Origin of the sequence: Micromonospora sp. NPDC050187 (genome assembly GCF_044459745.1) — a bacterium.
Lineage (GTDB): Bacteria > Actinomycetota > Actinomycetes > Mycobacteriales > Micromonosporaceae > Micromonospora.
Genome location: NZ_JBITJH010000003.1, coordinates 114,155 through 137,096, shown reverse-complemented (window position 1 = coordinate 137,096; position 22,942 = coordinate 114,155). Strand labels below are relative to the sequence as shown.

Sequence of the window (22,942 nt, the reverse complement as noted above, 5' to 3'; positions counted from 1 at the left end):
CCTCGCCAAAAGTGATAAGGTCACAGCGAATCTGCTGAATCCCACAAAGTCTTCCGAGCACGTGGGTATCTCCGATCCGAAACAATGAGGACGCCTTCGGAGGCGGACGCGGCGACAGTCGGAGCGCCCTGAGGCGACACACTCCCGGGGTTGGCGACCTCGGCCGTGCTGGCTCCGCAACGGGGTTGAATGCTTGGACGGGCCACTCGCGAATCACTCAAGGCTCACTCGAGGATTCCTCAACAATCACTCACGGTGCATGAGAGCCAAGTGGTGCTACACGTAGGGTAGCTACGTGTAGCGCTCTCCAGTGAGACTCGAGTGCGACACGAGTCAGCCACGAGACCCTGCTGGACGGCGACCGGGTGGATCGGTCGCCCTGTCGAGAGCGACCAGGGAGCACAACGTCCGTGAACGCCATCGTCCGGTTCTCCATAGCCCGTCCGAAAACCGTCATCGCGATCTGGGTCGTGCTCGCCGCGATCTGCGTGCCCCTGATGATCGCGCTCACCGGGGCGCTGAAGGCCGGGGGTTTCGACAATCCCCGGGGCGAGGCCGCCGCCGGCCAGAAGGTCATCGAGCGCACCTTCGACGAGGCCCCGGAGAGCCTCCAGGTCGTGCTGACCAAACCGGACGGTGACGTCACCGCCGAACTGGCCGAGGCGACCCGGGTGGCCGAGGAGACCCCGCACGTGGCCTCGGTGCAGGACTACCGGCAGGACCCGGAGTGGCTCTCACCGGACAAGCACACGACTTTCCTCCAGCTCGGCTTCCGCGTCGACAAGTCGACGATCCAGCACGAGATCGACGGCCTGCGCGAACGGATGACCGGGGCGATGCGGGACCGGGGCGTCCAGGTGCACGTCACCGGCGCGCAGGCCCTCGACTACGACCTCAGCGTGCAGTCCGAGAAGGACGCCATCACCGCCGAGATGATCGCCTTCCCGCTGCTGATCGTCGTCCTGCTGGTGGTGTTCCGGTCGGTCGGGGCGATGCTGCTGCCGATCGTGCTGGCCGGTCTCGCGCTGGTGGTCGCCTCCGCGATCGGCTACCTGATCACCTTCGCGACGGACCTCTCCACCCTCTACACCAACGCGGTGTCGCTGATCGGCATCGCCGTCGCGGTCGACTACTCGCTCTTCATCATCAAGCGGTACCGGGACGAGCTGGTCGCGGGCGACACGTACGTCCCGGCGCTGCGCACCGCGATGCGGACCGCCGGACACGCGGTGCTCTTCAGCGGCCTTGCCGTGGTGGTGGCCCTGCTCGCCCTCTTCATCCCCCGCATCATGGTGTTCAGCAGCATGGCCATCGCGGGTGTGGTGGTCACCCTGGTCGCCCTGGCCATGTCGATGAGCCTGCTCCCGGCCGCGCTCACCGTGATGGGGCGGCGGATCAACTGGCTGTCGCTCAAGCCGCGCGCCGCGCGCACCGGGCGGGGCGGCGCCGGCCTGCTCACCCGGCTCCAGCGCCGGCCCGCCCTCACCCTCGCCGTCCTCGTGGCGATCTTCGGGGTGATGGCCTGGCCGATGACCGACATCCGGCTCCAGTCGCCGGTGGCCAGCGCGACCATCCTGCCCGAGGACGCCGACTCCCGGCAGGGCATCGAGCGGCTCCAGGCCGCCCTGGAGTTCCGCAACCTCTTCCCGGTGCAGGTCGTGGTGAGCGCGCCCGAGGGCACGTCGCCGGCCACGCTCCTCGACGCCGTACGCACGGTCGCCGGCACGGTCCGGGAACAGCAGAGGATCGACACGGTCACCGACGTGACCAGCATCGGGCTCCCCGCCGAGGCGGTCACCGCCGCGGTGAGCGGCCAGTCGGCGGCGCTGCCGCCCGAGGCGAAGGCCGGTTTCGACCAGCTCTGGGGGGTCGACGGCGACCGTCTGGTCAGCCGGGTCGTGGTGATCCCCGGCTCCGACCCGGACAGCGACGCCGCCCACGACCTGATCCACGACCTGCGCGACGAGCTGCCCGGCGCCGTCCCGGACGGGGTACGCGTCCAGGTGGCCGGAGCGACCGCCACCGGCGTCGACTTCGACGAGATCCTGATCGACACGCTGCCGGCCATCCTCATCGCGGTCGCACTGATCACCATCGCCCTGCTGGCCCGCGCGTTCCGCTCGTGGCTGCTGCCGCTGCTGGCACTGGCGCTCAACGCGCTGGTGGTCGCGGCCAGCCTCGGTCTGCTCACCGCGATCAGCCAGAACTGGCTCGGCCAGCGGATCGACAGCACCACCCCGGCGCTGGTCTTCGCCATCATGTTCGGGCTGAGCATGGACTACATGGTCATCATGATCTCGCGGATGCGGGAGCACTTCGTCCAGCACGGCGACCACCACGCGGCGGTCACCAACGGACTGCGCGACACCGCCGGCCTGGTCAACGGCGCCGCCCTGATCATGGTGGCGGTCTTCGCCTCGTTCCTGGTGGCGAAGGTCAGCGTGGTCCAGCAACTCGGCCTGGGCCTGGGCATCGCGGTCGCCCTCGACGCCGTGGTCATCCGACTGCTGGTGATGCCCGCCGCGCTGAACCTGATCGGGCCGCGCGTCTGGGGCCGCGTGGCGAAGCGCGCCACCGACGGCCAGCGCACCACCGACCCGGAACCGGTGCCCGCCGCCTGACCGACCCGCGTCCGGCCCGAGTCCCGACCAACCTCGTTCCCGTACCGTCCGCCGTCTCCGGTAGCCCTGGCTCCTTCGCCAGGGCTACCGGCGCGTGTGCCCTAAGCGGCACGGCGGGGATCACCAACATCCCCACCAATCCATGAATCGTTTCACATCCCCGAGAAAGACCACCCATTGACAGACGTCAAAGCTACGGCAAGCGTCGTCGGCTGCTGGCGCGTAGCCCCACGGGTCGATGCGGTGGATGATTCCAGGCTGACGGGAACACGCGCCGACGAGTTCCGCTAAATGGATCTTCTGGTACCGGCAGGGTTGCCGGGCCCGGTCTCCCGGGCCCGGCAACGCCTCGGCGGTCCGCCTCAGACCACTACAGGCTGCGGCACTGTCCTGACTTCGGACCGGCCGCCGTGTTGCTGGAGCCGTTGTTCACCGGCGGCGGAGTGTTGTTGCTGCACGCCAACGGGCCCGTGATGGCGTTCCCTGCGATCACGTTCCATCCCACTGTCCCGGTCACCGTCACCGGGCCGGTGATCGCGTTCCGACCACAACCGAGCACCGGGTTCCCGAGGGTCACCGACGAGCCCCCGGAGATGCTCACGGGGCCGGTGATCCGACTGTCGCAGACAACCACCGCCTTCGCGCCGACCGCCTGCACCGGACCGGAGAGAGTCGCGTTGCGGATCTGCAGCGACGCACCGGCACGCACCGACACCGGACCCGACACCTTCGCTCCGTCCAGACACGTCACGCCTCCGGTCACGGTCAGCGGCCCGGCATGCCGTCCGGTGATCACCCGGTCACAGTCAAGTCCAACGTATGCCTCGATGACGTCGACCATCGCGGTCACGGCTCCGAACCGGGTCGAGCCGTGGATGGTGAGCCGGCCGGCCGTGTCGGTGGCGCCGTCGGGCACCGCGTCCCAGGTGACCGGGGTCTGCACCTCCGAACCATCCGCCATTGTCAGCACCTGGACCGAGTCAGGCAGTACGACATCGCCACCGATCAGCACGGCCGGGTAGAGCGTGTCCTCCACCACGTGGGTCGCGTGACTCTTGCTGAAGACGTCGATCGACGCGTTCGGTTCCCAGGTACGCGTCATGCCAGGAACGGGGCTGAACAGGGACTGCCACCTCGCCGGCTCCCACGCCAGAACTCCCAGCCCCTGGTTGTTCGGGATGTCGTTGGCGATCTGGAACACGCGCTGGAGGGCGTCCGCCTGGCCCTGGACGGTCCGCGGGTACGGCGAGTTGGGCATCGGGGTTCCATCGCCACCCGACGCCGGGTACGACGTTTCGGCAATGTCGATCTTGTAACCCGGGTGTGCCGCCGCCACGGCGTTGACGTTGTGCTCGTAGTGGTCGGGCGACCCGTGGTACTGCGGGTAGTACGAGTGGGCGAGGACGTCCGGGTTGGCGCCCTTGGCCTTCACCCGGGTGAGGTACTGGTTCCAGAACTCGAGTGTCCTGTCGAGCTGACCGTTGTCGATGATGATGTGCGTCTCGACGGCGATGTTCTTGCCCTGGGCTGCCGACACGTCACGGACGGCACGGATCCCGGCTGCGGAGAGCGTGGTGAAGCGGTCCCACGCCTCGTCGTACAACCGCTGCTCGGCAGGGTCCTCCGATCGCCAGTAGTTCCAGAGCAGGCCACCACCGGGCTTCGACTGATAGACGTCAGCCTGGTTCCGGAAGTACGCCGGGTTGGTGGCACCGATGTGGGCGTTCTCGCTGCCGTACATGAAGCCGTTCAGGATCTCGTTGCCGATGGCCACCTTGTCCGGCGTGGTGCCCTGCTCGATCAGCTGCTCGAGGTAGTCGTAGGTGTAGTCGTAGACCGCTTTGGTCAGGTCGCCGAACTCAAGCTCCGCCCATGCCCGGGGCTTCGGTTGCTTCACCGGGTCGGCCCACGAGTCCGCGTAGTGGAAGTCGATGCCCAGCCCCATGCCCCGCTCGGCCTTGACCCACTTGGCTACCTCGCGCGTCCGGTCCGGGCCCTGGTACGGGATGGCCTGCACGGCCCCGCTGCTCTCGTTTCGCGGTTCGTTGAAGACACGCAGCCGGGTGTACTCGAAACCACGGTCCTTCAACACGTCCAGCAGGTGAGGACCCGCGCCCCGGTCCGCCGCGAGCGGACTCACCCAGTAGTTCCGTCCTTCCGCGACGTCGTTGTCGACCCACGAGGCGTCGCCGCCGAGAACGAGATCCTCGCGCAGGTAGTTGTAGACGCCCAGTTCACTGATGCCCACGGTCGCTCCGGGCGAGGCACCCGTCACCGTCACCCGGACGTATCTCGTGCCGGGCTGGGTGAAGAGATCGACCGATCCCCGCGTGGGCTCGTGGTTGGCCGAGTGGTCGGCGATGACCGCCCAGTCGTCGCCCTTCGCAGACGCCTCGATCACGTACTGGTAGACCGCCCCGGGGTCCGGGAAGAGGACCCTGACCTTCCTGACGTTGTCGTAGGCGCCGCCGAGATCAAGGGTCAGCCACTGCCTGGGCGACGTCCCCTCGGCGATCCATGCAGTCTGGTCGTTCTGGTCGATCGCCAGAGCTGCGGTGGTCGCGCCACTGCTGACCTTGACGCTCGCCCATGACTTCGCGCCGATGTTGCTCTCGATCGGCGAAATCTCGGCCTCACCGGCAAGCGCGGAAGCCGGGGCGGCCGGCCCGAGCAGTGCCACACCACAAGCCATCACCACTGCAGATGTGAAACCAAGTGTCGTCCGAATGGGATGCTTACGCGTCACTGCTTGCTCCCCGTCTCTGCTGCGGCGATGCAGCAAAGTGCCGTCCGGATGGGATGCCTGCGCGTCATTGCTTGCTCCTCACCTTTGCCACTCGATGAAGTGAAGACCGCCTCGATCCGGCAAGATTCTCGAACGGATCTGGGCAGCCCGGCGTTCGCCGCTGGCCGGGGTCAGCCGCCGGCGGGCCGTCATGTCGCTCCTGCTTCCCGCGAGGGTCGCCCGGGTCGAGGAGAGACGCTCCCCGCTCTGGTGCTGCCACGGCCTGCGCCTGTGGGGCTGCACACGGGACATCCCGGCACGCCATTCCACAGGCGCGCCAGGACCTTCCGAACAGGAAGCCCCTCAGACATGAAACGTTTTAATGCGCCAAGTATGGGGACGCTGATTTCTGATGTCAACCGCGTGTTTCCGGGATGTCTCGAGCGATGTCATCCACCTCCGGCCGCCTGGCCGTGGCTCTCGCCGGGCACGCCGCCGGTGTCCTCGACCAGGAACCTGCCTTACCTCCGCCGACGCGGTCGCCGTGTACTCCTCGCCGGCACCTGCTCCGAGTCGCGCATGGTGGCGGGACCTGTCGGCCCCGCCACCAAAGCTTCTTCGTCAGTCGCCGGCGCCGAGGGCCATCACCGGGCTGACCCGGGCGGCGCGGCGGGCCGGCAACAGACCGGCGAGCGCCGTCGCCGCCGCCAACGCCACCACCACGAGCGCGAGCCGTCCGGCCGGGAACTCGACCGGCACGTTCCCGCCGAGGGCGGCCATCGTCAGCCACGAGTACGGCAGCGCCAGCACCAGGCCGATCACCGCACCGAGCAGCCCGTACAGGCCGGCCTCCACGGTGAGCATCGCCCGGAGCCGGTTCCGGGACATCCCGACGGCCCGCAGCAGTCCGGACTCCCGGATCCGTTCCACCACGGACAGCGCGGTGGTGGTGCCGACACCGACCACGGAGACGATCACGGTCAGCCCGAGCAGGGCGAGCATCACCCCGAAGATCTCCCGCAGGTCACCGTCGGCGTCCTCGCGGGCGTCGGCGAGCACCTGGACCGCCACCCCGCCACCGCCGAGGGTCCGCAGTGTCTTCAGCGCCGCCGTCCGGGCGTCCTCGCCGTCGGTGACCAGGTCGGCCAGCAGACCGGTGGGCTGTGCCGGCACACCGAGCCGGTCCAGGTCGGCCGGGTCGAGCAGGACACCCGCGTCGACCGGGGTGTTGTCCAGGGTGGCCGCCAGGCGCAGCTCGACCGTACGGTCCCCCAGGGTGAGCGTGAGCGTCTCCCCCGGCCGCACCCCGACCACCTCGGCGTAGTAGGAGAGCAGCACCACCCGCCCCGGGCCGAGATCGTCCAGGGAACCGCTGCCGGCCCCGAAGTCCGCCCAGGTGGAGAGCCGGCGCAGATCCAGGTCGACGGCGGTCATGCTCTCGACCTGCCCACCGGACACGGTCACCCCGGACACGCCCCGGTACGGCACGACCGTGGTCAGGTCCTGCTCCGCGCGTACCCGCTCGACGAACCCGTCCGGGAGGAACCCGCCGCCGCCATCGGGGTTCGCCGCCACGTGCAGGTCGCCCGGGGCCATCCCGGCCAGCTCCCGCTTCGACAGCGCGGTGAGCGAGGCGCTGCCCACCAGTGCCCCGGCGATCAGGGTGACGCCGAGGGCGACGACCACGCTCACCGCGGCGGCCCGGCGCGGCGCTCCCCCGACGCCCCCGACGGCCAGCCGACCGACCGGACCGAGCCGGCGCAGCGGCCACCCGATCGTGGCCAGCACCGGCCGGACCAGCACCGGCCCGAGCGCCACCAGGGCCGTGTACGCCAGGGTGCCGGAGGCGACGATCAGGAGCAGCAGCCGCATCGGGTCGTGGGGACCCGGGGTCGGGCCGGGCAGCCGGCGGAGCACCGTCAGGAACACCAGCGCCGCGCCGACCACGCCGAGGATCCCCACCACGGCACGCAGCCGGTTGACCCCGCGCTGGGCGGCGGTGGTGCTGGCCGTACGCAGCGCCTCCAGCGGCGCGACCCGGGCCGCGGTGACCGCCGGGGCGGTCACCGCGAGCACAGCGACCAGCACGGTGCCGAGCACCACGGCGACCGCCGCGCCGACCGGACGGCCCGGGAGGGCCACCTCCCGGCCGAGGCCCCGCAGCACCAGCGGGACCGCGTACCCCAGGCCGGTGGCCGCCAGCACTCCGGTCAGGCCGGCGACCAGTCCGGTGAGCGCCCCCTCGGCGACCAGCGCGCGGAACAGGTGGGACCGGTCGGCCCCGACCGCCCGGAGCAGGGCGAGCTGCCGCATCCGTTGGGCGAAGACGATCCGGAACGTGGAGGTGGCGACCAGGGTGGCGGCGACGACGGCGGTCGCCACGAACATCGCGATCACGGCGAAGAGGTCGTGCACCCGTTCGCTGACCGCCTCGGCCTCGGCGAGCCGGGCCTCCTCGCCCGAGCTGACCACCGGTGTGCTGCCCTCGTCCCCGGTGCCGGCGAGGGCCCGGTCCAGGGCGGCGCGGACGGCGTCCGGGTCGGCGTCGGGCGCGAACCGCACCTCGACCTGCATCAGGCCGTCGTGCCCGGCCAGGCGGGAGAGTTCGCCGTCCGAGGTGTACGCCAGCTCGCCGGTGTCCTCCGGCACCTCCAGCACCCCGCTGACGGTGAGGGTGACCGGCTGCTCGGAGACCCCGGTGGAGACCCGCACCGTCGCGCCGACCGACAGGTCGAGCCGGTCGACGGTACGTTCGCTGACCGCGATCTCGCCCGGCGCGTCCGGGTACCCGCCGGTCAGCACCCGGACCGTGGCGAGCGGGCCGGTGCCGGGGTCGGCCAGCAGGGAGAGCCCGGTGCCCGGCTGACCGTCGATCTCGACGTACACGTCGGTCCGGCCGACCGCCTCGGCGACCCCCGGCACCTGCCGGGCGGCGGCAAGCGCCCGGGTGGTGGCCCCCTCCTCGTCGCCGGGGCCGACCACCACGTCGGCCGCCGCCGGAGTGCCGCTGAGCCGGCCCAGCACCGTGCGCTCGGCGATCTCCTCGGCGAGGACGGTGCCGAAGGCCACGAACGCCGCAATGACCATGGCCAGCCCCATCAGCAGCAACCGGGCCGGGCGGCGGGCGGCGTCACCGAGCTGGGTACGCAGGACGGTGTTGCGCCGGCTCACCGGGCACCGGCCAGGTCGCGCAGGGCCGCACTGATCGTGGCGCCGTCGGGGCGGTCGAGGTCACCGGCGATCCGGCCGTCGGCGAGCAGCACCACCCGGTCGGCGTACCCGGCGGCCACCGGATCGTGGGTGACCATGACCACGGTCTGCCCGAGGGTCCGCACGCAGCTGCTCAGGAAGGTGAGCACCTCCGCCCCGGAGCGGGAGTCCAGGTTGCCGGTGGGTTCGTCGGCGAAGACCACCTCCGGGCGGGAGACCAGGGCGCGGGCCAGCGCGACCCGCTGCTGCTGGCCGCCGGAGAGTTCACTCGGGCGGTGCGCCAGCCGGTCGCCGAGCCCCAGCACCTCCACCAGGTGGTCGAAGAGCTCCCGGTCGACGTCGCGGCCGGTCAGGTCGACCGGCAGGGTGACGTTCTGCTCGGCGGTGAGCTGCGGCAGCAGGTTGAACGACTGGAAGACGAATCCGATCCGCTCCCGGCGGACCTTCGTCAGCACCTTGTCGCTCTGCCGGGTCAGGTCGGTCCCGCCGAGCAGCACCTGGCCCGAGGTGGCCGTGTCCAGCCCGGCCAGGCAGTGCATCAGGGTGGACTTCCCGGACCCGGACGGCCCCATGATCGCGGTGAACCGGCCCCGGCCGAACCCCACCGACACGCCGTCGAGGGCGCGTACCGCCGTCTCGCCCCGGCCGTACACCTTGACCACGTCGACGGCCGCGACGGCGGCCGTCCGGGTGGGGTGCGTCGTCATGCTTCCTCCTGTGCTGGACGTGTCCGGCCAGCGTCGCGGGTCGGCCCCGGTCGGCACATCCGCCCACGGTCGGGGCCCGGCCGTGCGGGGTCTGTCTTTCGGTAGATCCCCCGTCCCGGACCGGCGGCTACCGTGGGTCACGATGATGGAGCGACTGGACGCCTGGGGGCGCCGGGCCGCGCAGACGGTGGCCCTGGCCGGGATGGCCCTGCTCGGCATCCTCGACGTGCTGAGCGGCGGCATCTTCGTGCTCGGCGGCGATGCCGCCCTGCTGGTCGCCCTCTGGCACGTCGCGCTGGCGGTGGCCGCCGCAGCGGTGTGGCTGCCCACGCACCGGCAGGGCTCCCGGCTGCTGCCGGTCGCCGCCGCCGTGGTGGTGGCCGGGTCGCTGGTCACCACGTTCGGACGTCTCCTCCTGACCCGTCACCCCGACCTGCCGGGCCCGTGGGACGTACGCAGCGTGTCGAGCTTCTGGGGGCTGGCCGAGTCGGTCGGACTGCTCGGCGTCGTCTTCGTGGTGGCCCGCCGGGCTGCCCCGGGACCGGCGCTGGTGCTGGTCGCCGCGACCGGGCTGGCCGTGTCGGTGCTGCCGCTGCGGGTCGCCACGACCGGCGTGTACCCGATCATCGCGATGGGCTACGCGCTGCTCGCGGCGGGCAGCGCCACCGCCGGCATGTACTTCCGGATGGCGGCCAGCGCCCGGGAGCGCCAGCTCGACACGGTACGCGCGGAGCAGCGCGCCGAGTTCGCCCGCGACCTGCACGACTTCATCGCCCACCACGTCACCGGGATCGTGGTGCAGGCGCAGGGCGCCCGGTACGTCGCCGAGCGGGACCCGCAGCGGGCAGTGGCCGCCCTGGAGCAGATCGAACGGGCCGGTACGGAGACCATGACGGCGATGCGCCGGATGGTGGGGGTGCTGCGTGGGCAGGACGCGGCACCGGACGCGCCGCTCGCCCCGCTGGCCGGGCTGACCGAGCTGCCGGAGTTGGTGGAGAACTTCTCCGCCGCCGGTGAGGTCGGGGCGCACCTGCACACCGAGGGGCACCTCGATGGCCTGCCGGTCGAGGTGACATCCTCGGCGTACCGGGTGGTGATGGAGGCGCTGACCAACGTCCGGCAGCACGCCACCGGGGCGCGGCGGGTGGAGGTGCACGTGACCCGTACCCCGGACTGGCTGCTGGTGCGGGTCGGCGACGACGGACGCGGGCAGCGCCCCGGGCGGACCCGGGAGCGACCCGGATTCGGTCTGGTCGGCCTCACCGAGCGGGTCGGCGCGCTCGGCGGCCGGCTGGCCGCCGGTCCGGGCGTGGACGGAGGATGGGTGGTGGACATGGCGCTGCCGGTGGACGCGGGCCGCAGCCGGTGATCCGGGTGTTGGTCGCCGACGACCAGGCGATGGTCCGGACCGGCTTCGGCATGATCATCGACGCGCAGCCGGACATGACGCTGGTCGGCGAGGCGGCCGACGGTGTCGAGGCGGTCGAGCTGGCCCGCCGGCTCCGACCGGACGTCGCCCTGCTGGACATCCGGATGCCCCGGATGGACGGGCTGGAGGCGCTCCGGCTGCTCGCCGGCCCCGGGGTCGCCGACCCCGTCCGGGTGGTCGTGGTGACCACCTTCGACCTCGACGAGTACGTCCACCAGGCGCTGCGCAACGGCGCGTGCGGATTCCTGCTGAAGGACTCCGGCCCGGCGTTGCTGGTCGAGGCGCTGCGCGCGGCCGTCTCCGGGGACGCCCTGATCAGCCCGTCGATCACGGTACGTCTGCTGGCGCACCTGAACCCGCCGGCCGCGCCCCGCCCCGGCGAGGTAGCCCTCTCCCCCCGGGAGTTGGAGGTGGTGCGGCTGGTGGCGCGGGGTGCGACGAACGCCGAGATCGCCGCCCGCCTCTTCATCACCGTCGGCACGGTGAAGACCCACCTGGGCAGCGTGCAGACGAAGCTGGGCACCCGCAACCGGGTGGAGATCGCCGCCTGGGCCTGGGAACGCCGCCTGGTCGGCTGATCCGCCGGCCGGCGGCTCGTGGTCACCCCTGCCCGGTGACCCGGTCGCCGGATCCGCCCCGCCTGGCTAGCCTGGGCAAATGTGGATATTGCCGCGGATGGCGGTGACCGTGGCTCTCGCTCTGGGCGCGCTCCTGCTCGCGCCTTCTCCTTCCGCGGCGGTCGAGACCGTCCGTCCGGGCGGCGCGGCCCAGCCGGCCGGACACGGCGCGATCGTGTCGCCCGAACCGCCGCCGGCACGGCTCGCGCGTCCCGGACCGCTGACCGACCGCCCGTTCCGCCTCGCCGACGAACTCACCGACGAGGCCGAGGTGCTCGGATCGCGGCGGGACGAGGCCCAGGCGGCACTGACCAGCCTGCGCCGGGACAGCGACGTCCAACTGTTCGTCGTCTTCGTCCACACCTTCAGCGGTCGCGACGCCCGGGACTGGGCCGACGACACCGCCGTCCGCAGCGGTCTCGGCGACCGGGACGCCCTGCTCGCCGTCGCCACCCGCGACCGGTCGTACGCGTACTCCGTCCCGCAGAACTTCCCGCTGACCGACGCGCAGCTCGCCGAGGTGGCCCGGGTGGCGATCGAGCCGGCGCTGAGCGAGAACGACTGGGCGGGGGCGGTGGTCGGCGCGGCCGACGGCTTCCGCGCGGCGCTCTCCGGCCAGCCCGTCCCCCGGCCCCGGATCACCCCCGGTCCGCCCGACACCCGCAGCACCGGTGAGGTGGTGTCCTCGATCGCCTGGGTGGCCCTGCCGATCCTGCTGGCCCTCGCGGTGATCGGCGGGATCGTCGGGTGGCGCCGGTCCCGGCGCAGGCGGGCCGAACGGGCGGCCCGCGAGCAGGAACGGGCGCGCACCGAGGAGGTGTCCGTCCGGGCCAACACCCTGCTGGTGGAGCTGGACAACGAACTCCGGGCCAGCGAGAACGAACTGACGCTGGCCGTCGGCGAGTACGGCGAGGCGGCGACCGCCGCCTTCACCGCGGCCGTGGCAGCGGCTCGGCAGGAGGTCGCCGAGGCGTTCCGGTTGCGGCTGAGCGTCGACGAGCCCGGTCTCGACGACCGGACGCGGCGGGCCCGCCTCGAAGAGATCATCAGCCGCTGCGAGGCGGCGGACCAGCGGCTCGACGCCGAGGCGGAGCCCTTCGACCGACTCCGCGCCATCGAACCCCGGGTCGCGGAACTGGTGGTGGCGTTGCGGGCCCGGCAGGCGGCCACCCGGCAACGACTGGAGCCCGCCGACTCCACCCTCCGACAGCTCCACTCCCGGTACACCGCCGAAGCCCTGGCGGAGGTGACCGCGAACCCGCAGCTCGCCCGGGAGCGACTGGAGTTCGTCGCCACCGTGCTCGCGGACGCCGACGAGGCGGTACGCGACGACGCCCGGCCGCAGGCCGCCCTCGCCGTCCGCTCGGCCGAGGAGGCGCTCGGCCAGGCCGACATGCTGCTCGACGCCGTGATGGAGGCCGCCGAGGATCTGCGGGCCGCCCGTGCCGCCGCCGACGCCCTGCTCGTCGAGATCGACGGTGAGCTCGTCCAGGGTCGGGCCGCGCTCGCCGGGCCGTCCGCCCGGAACACCGCGCTGGCCGCTGCCGTCGCCGAGGCCGAACGGGTGGTGGCCGCCGTACGGGCCGCGTGCTCCGCGCCGATCACCGACCCGCGCGCCGCTCTGCGGCGGCTCGAGGCGGCGGACGAGGCGCTCGACGCCGCGTTGGCGACGTCGGTGGAGGAGGCGCAGCGGGCGGTGCGGGCGCGGGCGATGCTCGGCCAGGCCGTCGGGTTCGCCCAAGCCGAGATCCAGACCGCGAGCCGGTACGTGGCCACCCGGCGGGGTGCGGTGGGCGACCATGCCCGCGCCCAGCTCGCCGAGGCGACCCGGCACCTGGACCAGGCGCACGCGTTGGCCGGCCCGGACCCGGTGGCCGCGCTGGCGGCGGCCCACCAGGCGGCGCGGCTGGCGAACGAGGCGGGCCGGTCGGCCCGCTCCGACGTCGACAGCTGGCCGTCCGGCGGATACGGCGGCTACGGCGGGCGTTCCCAGGGCACCGAGGCGCTGCTCGGCGCGGTGCTCGGCGGCATCCTGGCCGGTGGGATGGGCGGTGGAGGAGGCTGGGGTGGCGGGTTCGGCGGCAGCGGCAGCCGCTCCCGGCGCGGCGGGGGCGGTGGCTTCGGCGGGGGTGGCTTCGGCGGTGGAGGCGGCCGGCGCGGTGGAGGCGGCCGGTTCTGAGGACCGTGACCGCACGGCCGTTCGACCGGGGAAGCCCCACCGACGGAACAGCGGAACCCCCGGCCTACCCAAGCCGGGGGTTCCAGGTTTCCGCCCAGTTCGCACGTCGGACGCGTTTAAAGCCGTGGGTCAGTTTGAAAGTCGTCGCCTCTACCATTGGGCTACCGCGCCACGAAGAGAGGCGCGGGTAGGATTCGAACCTACACTCCACGAACCCTTTCCACGGCTGCTCCATCCGACGATCGGCGGTAATGCTGAGTCTGGAGCGAGAGTCTGAGTTTTATCGGACGGTTTGCCTCTGCCAATTGGGCTACCCCGGCCCGGGAGCCGGGGGCAGGAGTCGAACCTGCACTGATCACACGTCCAATTCAGTCTGACGTTTCAGTCTCAGCTTTTCGCGCTTGCGCGCGTCCCTCCGCGCTCCCACGGAGGGCGTCTTCGAGGCTACCCGAACAGGTAGCCGAACACCCGCTCGCCGGCCTTCTGGTCCTCCACCTCGGTCATGTTGGCCTGCTCGCGGGCGAACTTGACCGCCTGCTGGAGCTTCGCCACCCGCTCGCGCAGCTCCTTGACCCGGGTGGCGGGCAGGGCACCGGAGAGCTTGACCGTGGTCCAGTAGCCGACCGGCACGTCCTCGGTGTACACCTCGACCTGGGCGGGGTGTTTCTCGGTGGCCTCGGCCTTGACGTGGTTGCGCATCACCTTCCGGCTGCGCACCGTCTTCACCGGGTCCGAGGCGTACGCTCCGGCGGCGTCGTTGAACGTCCAGGTCTCGGCCGGGTCCAGCACGGGCAGCTTGTCGACGAAGGCGTACAGCTCGACGAGCTGCTTCTCCAGGAAGAGCAGGTAGGTGACCGGCACGTCGGCGAGGATCGTCCGGCCGTCCACCACCACGTCGGCCTTCGCCCGGGTGTTCGCCACGTCCTGGGTGAGGACCAGGTCGAAGAGCCGGGTCAGCGACGTCGACACCTCGCCGATCACGTCGGTGGCCGACACCTGCACCCGGGTCGACTCCGGCGGGAGCTGCTCACCCTCCTCGTCCTTCGGCTGGTAGCTGCGGGAGATACCGGACAGCATCGGCGCCTTCTGGACGTTGCGCTGCGCCTCGGTGAACTCCCGGGTGGTCTGGGCCTTCACGCCCTTGGTGACCGCGATGATCTGGTTGAGCTTCGCCATGCCGATCTTCCCTTCAGCCGGCCGGGACACTACCAATGACCGTCCGAAGGTGACCACCCGGTTTCCGGCGCCGCCGGACAGCGGATCAGTCTCCGCTCAGCTGCACCTGGATGCCCTCGTTCGCACACGCCGTCTTCAGGCCGGCCATGTGGGTGCTCATCGGGCCGAGGTAGGCGAGCGCCCCGGCCGCCTCGTCGCCCTTCATCCTCGACACCTCCCACACGATGTCGACCAGGGCGGTGCCGTGCTCCCGGATCTTCTCGTGGTCGGAGTCGGCGAACTGCTTCCGCAGTTCCTGGTACTCGGCCTCGCTGAGTTCGTCGTCCCCGTCGTCGTCGAACGCCTTGTTCCCTTCGCCGCCGCTGGCCATGGCCTTGCAGGCGGTGATGCCGGAATCCTCCTTGACCGCCTGGTAGATGGCGGTTCCGGCGACCCCCGCCAGGAGCAGGGCCAGCACCGCGCCCGCCGCGACGAGCGGCACCCGGTACGCCGCGAGCGGACCGGGTGCGGACCCGCCGGGCGGGACCGCACCGTCGGTGGGGACGAAGCCGGGCGGCATCGCCGGGCCCGGGGCCTGCTGCGGTACGACACCGTGGTCGGGGCCGGGCTGTGGTGACGCACTGGTGTGGTCGGGGCCGGGCTGCGGTGGCGCGACGGTGTGGTCGGGGCCGGGCTGCTGGTCGGTCACGGGTTCTCCTCGATCGGGAACGTACTCGGTGGTGTCCTTCGCACCCGTTCCGCGCGGCCCGTACGGACGCGTCGGCCGCGAGGACCGTCGAGAGTGGATGGTAGCCCTGCGCGCCGGTGACGTCGCAGCCCGTACGAGGGCAGCCCACAAAAGCCCCGACCGTGACCCCGCCGGACTGGGGGCCCAACCCCGTTCAGCAGCGAATTCTTGGGAGTTGTCCGGTCTCAGGGGGGTCATTTTCAGGGGTGACCGCACTCCGGCATCTCCGACATCATCGAGGCCTGGGACAACCGCCGACGTCTTCGGGTCTCCGGTTGACCGGGACCACCGCGCGGCTCCTAGGGAGGGACTACCGTGTCCACTCGTCGTCAACTGCTGCGTCTCGGCGCGGCGTCAGGTTTCCTCGGCGTGACCGGTGGCCTGGTCAGCCTCGCCGGACGGTCCGGTGCGGCCCCCGCCGCAGCGCGCCCCGTCCGGGTGGGCAACCAGACCCTGACCCCGTTCACCGTCCCGTTGACCGTGCCGCAGACCCTGCGACCGGTGCGGCGGACCGCCACCACCGACTACTACTCGGTCACCATGCACCGGCGGCGGCTGGAGATCCTGCCCGGTACCCGCACGGAGGTGTACACGTACAACGGCGACCTGCCGGGCCCGACGATCCGCGCCACCTCCGGCCGGCAGGTGGTGGTACGGCAGCGCAACCGGCTGGGCATGCCGACGGCGGTGCACCTGCACGGCGGCGCCACCGCGCCCGGTGACGACGGCTCCGGTACCGCCACGATCCCGCCCGGCGGGGAGCGGGTCTACACGTACCCCAACCGGCAGCCGCACGCGACGTTGTGGATGCACGACCACACCCACCACATGGAGGCCGAGCACCTCTACCGGGGTCTGGCCAGCCTCTACCTGCTCAGCGACCGCACCGAGGCGAAGCTGCCGCTGCCCCGGGGCCAGTTCGACGTCCCGCTGGTGCTGCGTGACGCGCACCTGGACGCCGACGCCCAGCTGGTCTGGACCATGGACGACGCGGACAACCGGACCACCCTCCTGGTCAACGGCCGGCCCTGGCCGCGCTTCGAGGTGCAGGCCCGCCGCTACCGGTTCCGCCTGGTCAACTCCAGCAACCTGCGCTTCTTCCTGCTCCAGCTCGCCGACGCCGGGGAGATCACGGTGATCGGGTCCGACGGTGGCCTGCTGGAGGCACCGGTCACCGTGCCGTACGTGCTGCTCTCGCCAGGCGAGCGGGTGGAGGTGGTGGTCGACTTCTCCCGCTACCAGCCGGGCACCTCGGTGGTGCTGCACAACCTGATGGGGCCGGGCCCGTTCGAGCAGGTCGGCTCCGTGATGCGTTTCGACGTCGTACCGGCGCGGGGGCGGGACCGCAGTTCGGTGCCGCAGAAGCTGCGCACCCTGCCGCCGCTGCCGAAACCGACCGTACGGCGCACCATCGAGCTGCGGATGGACGAGCCGGGCACCGGGCACCGGGCGTACATCGACGGGAAGGTCTTCGACCCGAACCGGATCGACACCACCGTCGCCTGGGGCAGCACCGAGGAGTGGACGGTGACGAACGGCAACGTCTTCATGCCGCACAACTTCCACATGCACCTGGTGCAGTTCCGGGTGCTCGGCCGGGGCGACGGTCCGGCCGACCCCACCGAGTCCGGATGGAAGGACACCGTGGTCGTCTGGCCCGGCCAGCCGGTACGCCTCCAGGCCACGTTCGACACCTGGCGCGGCGTCTACCCGTACCACTGCCACATGGTCGACCACAGCGCGATGGGCATGATGGCCAATCTCCGGATCGTCTGAGCCGGTCGTTGCGGGACGGGCCCACCGGCACGGAGCCGGTGGGCCCTCCCCGTGTCGGCGGGGTCAGCGGAAGGCGGAGTGGCCGGTCAGCACCTGCCCGACGACGAGCTGGTGCACCTCGGAGGTGCCCTCGTAGGTGAGCACCGATTCGAGGTTCGCCGCGTGCCGCATGACCGGGTAGTCGAGGGTGATGCCGGCCGCGCCGAGGACGGCCCGGCACTCGCGGGCGATGGCGATGGCCTCCCGCACGCTGTTGAGCTTGCCGAGGCTGATCTGCCGGTGGTCGAGCGTGCCGGCGTCCTTCAGCGCACCGATGTGCAGCGCCAACAGCATCCCCTTGCCCAGTTCCAGGCCCATGTCGGCGAGCTTGAGCTGGGTCGCCTGGTACCCGGCGAGCGGCCGGTCGAAGATCTGCCGACTGCGGGCGTACTCGATCGTCGTCTGAAGGCAGTCGTGGGCCGCGCCGAGCGCCCCGAAGACGATGCCGAAGCGGGCCTCGTTGAGACAGGACAGCGGCCCGGAGAGCCCGGCGGCCTCCGGCAGCATCGCGTCGGCGGGCAGCCGGACGTCGTCGAGGACGAGTTCCGAGGTCACCGAGGCACGCAGGGAGAGCTTGCGGGTGATCTCCGGGGCGGTGAAGCCGGGGGTGCCGGCGGGGACGACGAAACCCCGGATCCCCTCGTCGGTGCGGGCCCAGACCACCGCGACGTCCGCGATCGACCCGTTGGTGATCCACATCTTGGTGCCGTTGAGCACCCAGTCGCCCCCGTCGCGGCGGGCCCGGGTCCGCATGCCGGCCGGGTCGGAGCCGAAGTCCGGCTCGGTCAGGCCGAAGCAGCCGATCGCCTCGCCCGCCGCCATCGGGGGCAGCCACCGCTGCTTCTGCTCCTCGGAGCCGAACCGCCAGATCGCGTACATGGCGAGCGATCCCTGCACCGAGACCAGCGAGCGCAGGCCCGAGTCGCCCGCCTCGAGCTCGAAGCAGGCCAGCCCGTACGCGACGGCGGAGGTGCCCGCGCAGCCGTAGCCCTGAAGGTGCATGCCGAGCACGCCGAGCTGCCCGAGTTCGCGGGCCAGGTCCCGGGCCGGCAGGTGGCCCTCCTCGTACCAGGTGGCGACGTGCGGGCGGATCCGCCGGTCGACGAAGCCGCGCACGGCGGCCTGGAGTTCCCGGGTGTCGTCGTCGACGAGCGCGTCGACACCGAAGTACTCGAGCGTGGACGCGGGCACGGGCAGGGTCACGGTTCGGTTCCTTCCGGGGCTTGCAGGTGGGCGATCACGCCGCGCGCCACGGCGACGGCCATCGCGTCCAACGCGTCGTGGGTCATCGCCGCCATGTGCGGGGTGGCGAGGACCCGGGGATGGCGCAGCAGCGAATCGTCGGGGTCCGGTGGCTCGGGGGCGAAGACGTCGACCGCGTAGCCCCGCAGCCGTCCGGCGTCCAGCGCGGCGAGCACGGCCGCGCGGTCCACGACCCCGGCCCGCGCGGTGTTCACCAGGAGGGCGTCCGGCCGCATCCGGGCCAGCGCGTCGGCACCGATCAGCCCGGTGGTCTGCGGGGTCTGGGGCACGTGCAGGCTCACCACGTCGGCCTCGCGCAGCAGGTCGTCCAGGTCGACGAGGCGGACGCCCTCCGGTGGCGTCGTGAGGGCGACGTCGTACCCGAGCACGGTCATGCCGAGCCCGCGCGCGCGGGCCGCGACGGCCCGGCCGATCGCGCCGAGCCCCACCAGGCCGAGGGTGCGGCCGGCCAGCATGGTCCCGGTCAGCCCGGCGGCGACGACCGAGGAGGGCAGGGAACGGCCGTCCGGGAAGTCGCCCCCGGCCAGCGACGCCACCGCCCGCGGCAGCTGCCGGGCGAGGGTAAGGGCGGCCAGGACCACGAACTCGGCCACGGATTCGGCGTTGGCGCCGGGCGTGCTGACCACCGGGATGCCCAGGCGGTCGGCGGCGGCCAGGTCGATGCCGTCCAGCCCGGCGCCGTGCCGGCCGACGACCCGCAGCCGTCGCGCGGATTCGAGCATGGCGGCCGTCACCGGGGAGGAGCGCACCACGAGGGCGTCGGCGGTGGCGAGCGGTCCGGCGGCCAGCGCCGCCGGGTCGGTGACTCCGGCGACGTGCACGTGGCCCACGGCGCGCAGCAGCTCCATGCCGGCCGCCGCGATCGGCTCGGTGAGCAGGATCCTGGGGGTCATGGTCGTCCTCACCAGCCGGTGTAGCAGGTCACCGGCACGCTGTAGAAGTCCTGGGCGTAGCCGCCCTGCTCCCGGGGACCGTGGTTGGAGGCACCGGTGCCGCCGAAAGGCAGGTGCAGCTCGGTGCCGGCGGTGGGCAGGTTGACCGTCACGATCCCGGCCCGCGCGTCCCGCTTGAACCGTTCGGCCGCGGCCAGGGACGTCGTCACGATCCCGGCGGACAGTCCGTACGGGGTGTCTCCGGCCACGCCGATCGCCTCGTCGAGGTCGTCGACCCGGATCACGCAGGACACCGGACCGAAGATCTCCTCCCGGGCGAGCCGCATGTCGTTGCGGGCGTCGGCGAAGAGGGTGGGTCGCATGAACTGGCCCTGGTCGTCGCGGTGCGTCCCGCCGGCCACCACGGTCGCCCCCTCGTCCCGGCCGATCCGGACGTAGTCCAGGTTCTGGGCGAGCTGGTCCGGGCTGACCACCGGGCCGAGATCGCTGTGCGGGTCGAGCGGGTCGCCGACCCGCAGCGCGTCGGCTGCCGTGGCCAGCGCCTCGACGAACCGGTCGTGGATGCCGGCCTGCACGATCAGCCGGCTCGACGCCGTACACCGCTGGCCGCTGCTGAAGAAGCTGCCGTCCAGGGCGCAGCGCACCGCGACCTCCAGGTCGGCGTCGTCGAGGACGACGAGCGGGTTCTTGCCCCCCATCTCCAGCTGGAACCGCTTGTTGCCGTGGGCAATGCACTGCCGGGCGACGTGGGTGCCGGTGCCGGTGCCGCCGGTGAAGGAGATGCCGTCGATGCCGGTCGAGGCCAACAACTCCTCGCCGACCTCACGGCCCGACCCCATGACGAGGTTGAAGACGCCGGGCGGCGCACCGGCCCCGGCCACGATCCGGGCGAGTTCCCCGGCCGAGGCGGTGACCAGCTCGGCGGGTTTGAGCACGACCGTGTTGCCGTACGCGAGCGCGGGTGCGACCTTCCACGCCGGGATCGCGAGCGGGAAGTTCCACGGCGTGATGATCCCGACCACGCCGAGCGGCCGGCGCCGGACCTCGGCGTGGACGTTCTCCCGGGTGGACGCGTACACCTCGCCCTGCGGTTGGAGCAGTTGGTGGGCGTAGTAGCGGAAGGTCTGCCCGGCCCGGGTCACCTCGCCACGGGCCTCGGCGAGCAGCTTGCCCTCCTCCCGGGCGAGCAGGACGGCGAGGTCGTCCACCCGGCTCAGGACGGTGCTCCCGATCCGGTCGAGGATCGCCATCCGTTCCGCGACCGGTAGGCGGGCCCAGCCGGGCTGCGCGGCGCGGGCGGCGGCGACGGCCGCGCGGGCGGTGGCCCGGTCGGCCCGGGCGTACTCGCTGACGACCTCGCCGGGCCGGGCGGGGTTGTGGTTGGGTCGGCGTTCGCCGTCGACCCACTCGCCGCCGACGAGGTTGAGGTGGTACGGCACGGTCATGGTCACCGACCCCCGGCGGCGGAGGCGACCGGCTGTTCCGGCGAGTCGACGTTCTCCGGGAAGTGGCAGGCGACCTGGTGGCCGGCGCCGGTGGTGGTCAGCGCGGGGGTCTGCGTCGCGCAGACCTCCTGCGCCTTCCAGCACCGGGTCCGGAAGCGGCACCCGCTGGGCGGGTCGAGCGGGCTGGGCACGTCCCCGGTGAGGATGACCCGCTTGCGCTCGGTCTCCACCAGCGGGTCGGGGATCGGCACCGCCGAGAGCAGGGCCCGGGTGTACGGGTGCTGCGGCCGACGGTACATGTCGTCGCACTCGCCCACCTCGACGACGGTGCCGAGGTACATCACGGCGATGCGGTCACAGAGGTGCCGCACGACGGCCAGGTCGTGCGCGATGAACATCATGGTCAGCCCCAGTTCCTCCTGGAGCTGCTCGAGCAGGTTCACGATCTGCGCCTGGACCGAGACGTCCAGGGCGGACACCGGCTCGTCGGCGACGACGAACTCCGGGTTGCTGACCAGTGCCCGGGCGATGCCGACCCGCTGGCGCTGCCCGCCGGAGAACTCGTGCGGGTAGCGGTCGTGCCACTGTTCGCTGAGCCCGACCAGCTGCATGGTCTCCAGCGCCTTGGCCCGACGGCCGGCGGCGGGGAGGTCCGAGTGCACCAGCAGGGGCTCCTCGATGAGTTCACCGATGGTCATGCGCGGGTTCAGCGAGGCGTACGGGTCCTGGAAGATCATCTGCATCCGGCGGCGCATCGCCCGCATCCGGCCCCGGCCCAGGCCGGTCAGCTCGGTGCCGTCGAAGGTCACCGTCCCCCGGCTCGGCTTGAGGAGTTGGAGGATGGCCCGGCCGGTGGTGGACTTGCCGCAGCCGGACTCCCCCACCACACCGATGATCTCGCCGCGCCGGATGTCCAGGTCCACCCCGGACACGGCGCGCAGGCGGGCCGGGAGCAGCGAGCCGCGCTTCGGCACCTTGAAGTCGACCGCCAGGTCGCGTACGCGCACCAGGGTCCGGTCCGGTCCGGGGGCGGGGGCTTCGGACATCAGCTCTCCTCCGTCGATTGGTTCGCGAACCGGTCCTTCGTGGACAGCCAGCCGCCCTCGGTCGCCGGCCGCATGCCCCAGCACCGGGTCAGCTGGCCCCGGTCCGGGCTCTCCCAGGTGGTGGTGAGCTGCGGGGCGTCGTCCTGGCAGGTATCCCGGGCGTGCACGCAGCGGGGGGCGAACCGGCAGCCGGCCGGCATCTCCGACAGCTCCGGCGGACGGCCGGCGATCGGGCGCAGCCTGCCCCCGCGTACCAGGTCCAGCCGGGGCACCGACCCGAGCAGGCCCCAGGTGTAGGGCATCTGCGGTCGGTGGAACAGGTCGACCGTCTCGGCCCGCTCCACGATCTGGCCGGCGTACATCACGTTCACCCGTTCCGCCATGCCCGCGACGACGCCGAGGTCGTGGGTGATGAACAGGACGGCGGTCCGGGTTTCCAGCGCCAGGTCCCGCAGCAGCTCCAGGATCTGGGCCTGGATGGTGACGTCGAGGGCGGTGGTGATCTCGTCGGCGAGGATCAGCCGGGGGTTGCAGGAGAGCGCCATGGCGATCATGACGCGTTGCCGCATACCGCCGGAGAGTTGGTGCGGATAGGACCCGAGCCGGGTCTCCGCGGCCGGGATGCGCACCATGTCCAGCAACTCGACCGCCCGCGACCGCGCGGCCCGGCGGTTCAGTCCCAGGTGCAGCCGCAGGGACTCGGTGAGCTGCCGCCCCACGGTGAGCACCGGGTTCAGCGAGGTCATCGGATCCTGGAAGATCATCGAGATGCCCTTGCCGCGCACGGCCCGCAGCTCGCGGGGGCGCAGGCGCAGCAGGTCCTGTCCCTCGAAGAGCACCTGCCCGCCGGTGACCTGACCGGCCGGCGGAACGATCAGGCCCATGATGGACTGCGCCGTGGCCGACTTGCCGCAGCCGGACTCGCCCACCAACGCGACCATCTCACCGGCGTCCACAGTGAAGGAAACACCGTCGACCGCCGTCACCGACCCCCGCGCCGCGCGGAATTCGGTACGTAGGTCCCGCACCTCCAACAAGGCCATCGAACCCCCTGGTGTTTAGACTCCTGAACGCCGCCATTCGTCAACC

At 72.0% G+C, this 22,942-nt stretch carries 15 protein-coding genes; 5 read left to right on the top strand and 10 right to left on the bottom strand.

Annotated elements, in window-relative coordinates:
• Positions 1 to 410 precede the first annotated feature (410 nt).
• Positions 411 to 2,621, top strand: a complete 2,211-nt coding sequence (locus ACIBJE_RS06435; protein ID WP_396743830.1) for an MMPL family transporter — start codon at positions 411 to 413, stop codon at positions 2,619 to 2,621.
• Between the two features lie 370 nt (positions 2,622 to 2,991).
• Here the strand turns inward: ACIBJE_RS06435 and ACIBJE_RS06430 are convergent, their stop codons facing one another.
• The 3 genes from ACIBJE_RS06430 to ACIBJE_RS06420 form a co-directional block, all read right to left on the bottom strand.
• Complete coding sequence (locus tag ACIBJE_RS06430; protein WP_396743827.1) at positions 2,992 to 5,313, bottom strand: glycosyl hydrolase 53 family protein; 2,322 nt, start codon at positions 5,311 to 5,313, stop codon at positions 2,992 to 2,994.
• A gap of 654 nt (positions 5,314 to 5,967) precedes the next feature.
• Positions 5,968 to 8,517, bottom strand: coding sequence for an FtsX-like permease family protein (locus ACIBJE_RS06425; protein ID WP_396743824.1), 2,550 nt, complete (start codon positions 8,515 to 8,517; stop codon positions 5,968 to 5,970).
• Positions 8,514 to 9,263 (bottom strand): ABC transporter ATP-binding protein, encoded by a 750-nt coding sequence (locus tag ACIBJE_RS06420; RefSeq protein ID WP_396743821.1) that lies wholly within the window; start codon positions 9,261 to 9,263, stop codon positions 8,514 to 8,516. The genes ACIBJE_RS06425 and ACIBJE_RS06420 overlap by 4 nt, the downstream gene beginning before the upstream one ends.
• Positions 9,264 to 9,405: 142 nt before the next feature.
• Between ACIBJE_RS06420 and ACIBJE_RS06415 the strand changes: the two genes are divergently transcribed.
• From ACIBJE_RS06415 to ACIBJE_RS06405, 3 genes are all read left to right on the top strand, one after another.
• Positions 9,406 to 10,632 carry a sensor histidine kinase gene (locus ACIBJE_RS06415; RefSeq protein WP_396743819.1) on the top strand — a complete coding sequence of 409 codons (1,227 nt, stop codon included), beginning with the start codon at positions 9,406 to 9,408 and terminating at the stop codon, positions 10,630 to 10,632.
• Positions 10,629 to 11,270 (top strand): response regulator, encoded by a 642-nt coding sequence (locus ACIBJE_RS06410; RefSeq protein ID WP_396743816.1) that lies wholly within the window; start codon positions 10,629 to 10,631, stop codon positions 11,268 to 11,270. The genes ACIBJE_RS06415 and ACIBJE_RS06410 overlap by 4 nt, the downstream gene beginning before the upstream one ends.
• Positions 11,271 to 11,349: 79 nt before the next feature.
• Complete coding sequence (locus tag ACIBJE_RS06405) at positions 11,350 to 13,488, top strand: TPM domain-containing protein (RefSeq protein WP_396743813.1); 2,139 nt, start codon at positions 11,350 to 11,352, stop codon at positions 13,486 to 13,488.
• Positions 13,489 to 13,932: 444 nt separating this feature from the next.
• On the opposite strand, the gene ACIBJE_RS06400 is transcribed toward ACIBJE_RS06405, so the two are convergent.
• Together ACIBJE_RS06400 and ACIBJE_RS06395 are read right to left on the bottom strand one after the other, a co-directional pair.
• Entirely contained in the window at positions 13,933 to 14,664 is a 732-nt protein-coding gene (locus ACIBJE_RS06400) for a hypothetical protein (RefSeq protein WP_396743810.1), read from the bottom strand.
• 85 nt (positions 14,665 to 14,749) lie between these two features.
• The gene (locus ACIBJE_RS06395; protein WP_396743807.1) at positions 14,750 to 15,352 is read right to left on the bottom strand and encodes a hypothetical protein; all 603 of its coding nucleotides are present in this window, start codon (positions 15,350 to 15,352) and stop codon (positions 14,750 to 14,752) included.
• A 354-nt stretch (positions 15,353 to 15,706) separates the two neighbouring features.
• Here ACIBJE_RS06395 and ACIBJE_RS06390 point away from each other — a divergent pair, with 354 nt between their 5' ends.
• The gene (locus tag ACIBJE_RS06390; protein ID WP_396743804.1) at positions 15,707 to 17,167 is read left to right on the top strand and encodes a multicopper oxidase family protein; all 1,461 of its coding nucleotides are present in this window, start codon (positions 15,707 to 15,709) and stop codon (positions 17,165 to 17,167) included.
• Between the two features lie 63 nt (positions 17,168 to 17,230).
• On the opposite strand, the gene ACIBJE_RS06385 is transcribed toward ACIBJE_RS06390, so the two are convergent.
• The 5 genes from ACIBJE_RS06385 to ACIBJE_RS06365 are packed head-to-tail and all read right to left on the bottom strand — an operon-like array spanning position 17,231 to position 22,896.
• Entirely contained in the window at positions 17,231 to 18,409 is a 1,179-nt protein-coding gene (locus ACIBJE_RS06385) for an acyl-CoA dehydrogenase family protein (RefSeq protein WP_396743801.1), read from the bottom strand.
• The gene (locus ACIBJE_RS06380) at positions 18,406 to 19,362 is read right to left on the bottom strand and encodes a hydroxyacid dehydrogenase (protein ID WP_396743798.1); all 957 of its coding nucleotides are present in this window, start codon (positions 19,360 to 19,362) and stop codon (positions 18,406 to 18,408) included. Before ACIBJE_RS06380 ends, ACIBJE_RS06385 begins: the two co-directional genes overlap by 4 nt.
• An 8-nt stretch (positions 19,363 to 19,370) precedes the next feature.
• Positions 19,371 to 20,807 carry an aldehyde dehydrogenase family protein gene (locus tag ACIBJE_RS06375; RefSeq protein WP_396743795.1) on the bottom strand — a complete coding sequence of 479 codons (1,437 nt, stop codon included), beginning with the start codon at positions 20,805 to 20,807 and terminating at the stop codon, positions 19,371 to 19,373.
• A 2-nt stretch (positions 20,808 to 20,809) separates the two neighbouring features.
• Positions 20,810 to 21,853 carry an ABC transporter ATP-binding protein gene (locus ACIBJE_RS06370; protein ID WP_396743792.1) on the bottom strand — a complete coding sequence of 348 codons (1,044 nt, stop codon included), beginning with the start codon at positions 21,851 to 21,853 and terminating at the stop codon, positions 20,810 to 20,812.
• Complete coding sequence (locus ACIBJE_RS06365) at positions 21,853 to 22,896, bottom strand: ABC transporter ATP-binding protein (protein ID WP_396743789.1); 1,044 nt, start codon at positions 22,894 to 22,896, stop codon at positions 21,853 to 21,855. Before ACIBJE_RS06365 ends, ACIBJE_RS06370 begins: the two co-directional genes overlap by 1 nt.
• Between the last annotated feature and the right edge of the window lie 46 nt (positions 22,897 to 22,942).

Excerpts from the sequence above, each read along its gene's own strand:
- ACIBJE_RS06405 (WP_396743813.1), top strand. The coding sequence starts at position 11,350 with ATGTGGATATTGCCGCGGATGGCGGTGACCGTGGCTCTCGCTCTGGGC.
- ACIBJE_RS06375 (WP_396743795.1), bottom strand. The coding sequence starts at position 20,807 with ATGACCGTGCCGTACCACCTCAACCTCGTCGGCGGCGAGTGGGTCGAC.
- ACIBJE_RS06380 (WP_396743798.1), bottom strand. The coding sequence starts at position 19,362 with ATGACCCCCAGGATCCTGCTCACCGAGCCGATCGCGGCGGCCGGCATG.
- ACIBJE_RS06415 (WP_396743819.1), top strand. The coding sequence starts at position 9,406 with ATGATGGAGCGACTGGACGCCTGGGGGCGCCGGGCCGCGCAGACGGTG.
- ACIBJE_RS06420 (WP_396743821.1), bottom strand. The coding sequence starts at position 9,263 with ATGACGACGCACCCCACCCGGACGGCCGCCGTCGCGGCCGTCGACGTG.
- ACIBJE_RS06400 (WP_396743810.1), bottom strand. The coding sequence starts at position 14,664 with ATGGCGAAGCTCAACCAGATCATCGCGGTCACCAAGGGCGTGAAGGCC.
- ACIBJE_RS06365 (WP_396743789.1), bottom strand. The coding sequence starts at position 22,896 with ATGGCCTTGTTGGAGGTGCGGGACCTACGTACCGAATTCCGCGCGGCG.
- ACIBJE_RS06370 (WP_396743792.1), bottom strand. The coding sequence starts at position 21,853 with ATGTCCGAAGCCCCCGCCCCCGGACCGGACCGGACCCTGGTGCGCGTA.
- ACIBJE_RS06430 (WP_396743827.1), bottom strand. The coding sequence starts at position 5,313 with ATGGCTTGTGGTGTGGCACTGCTCGGGCCGGCCGCCCCGGCTTCCGCG.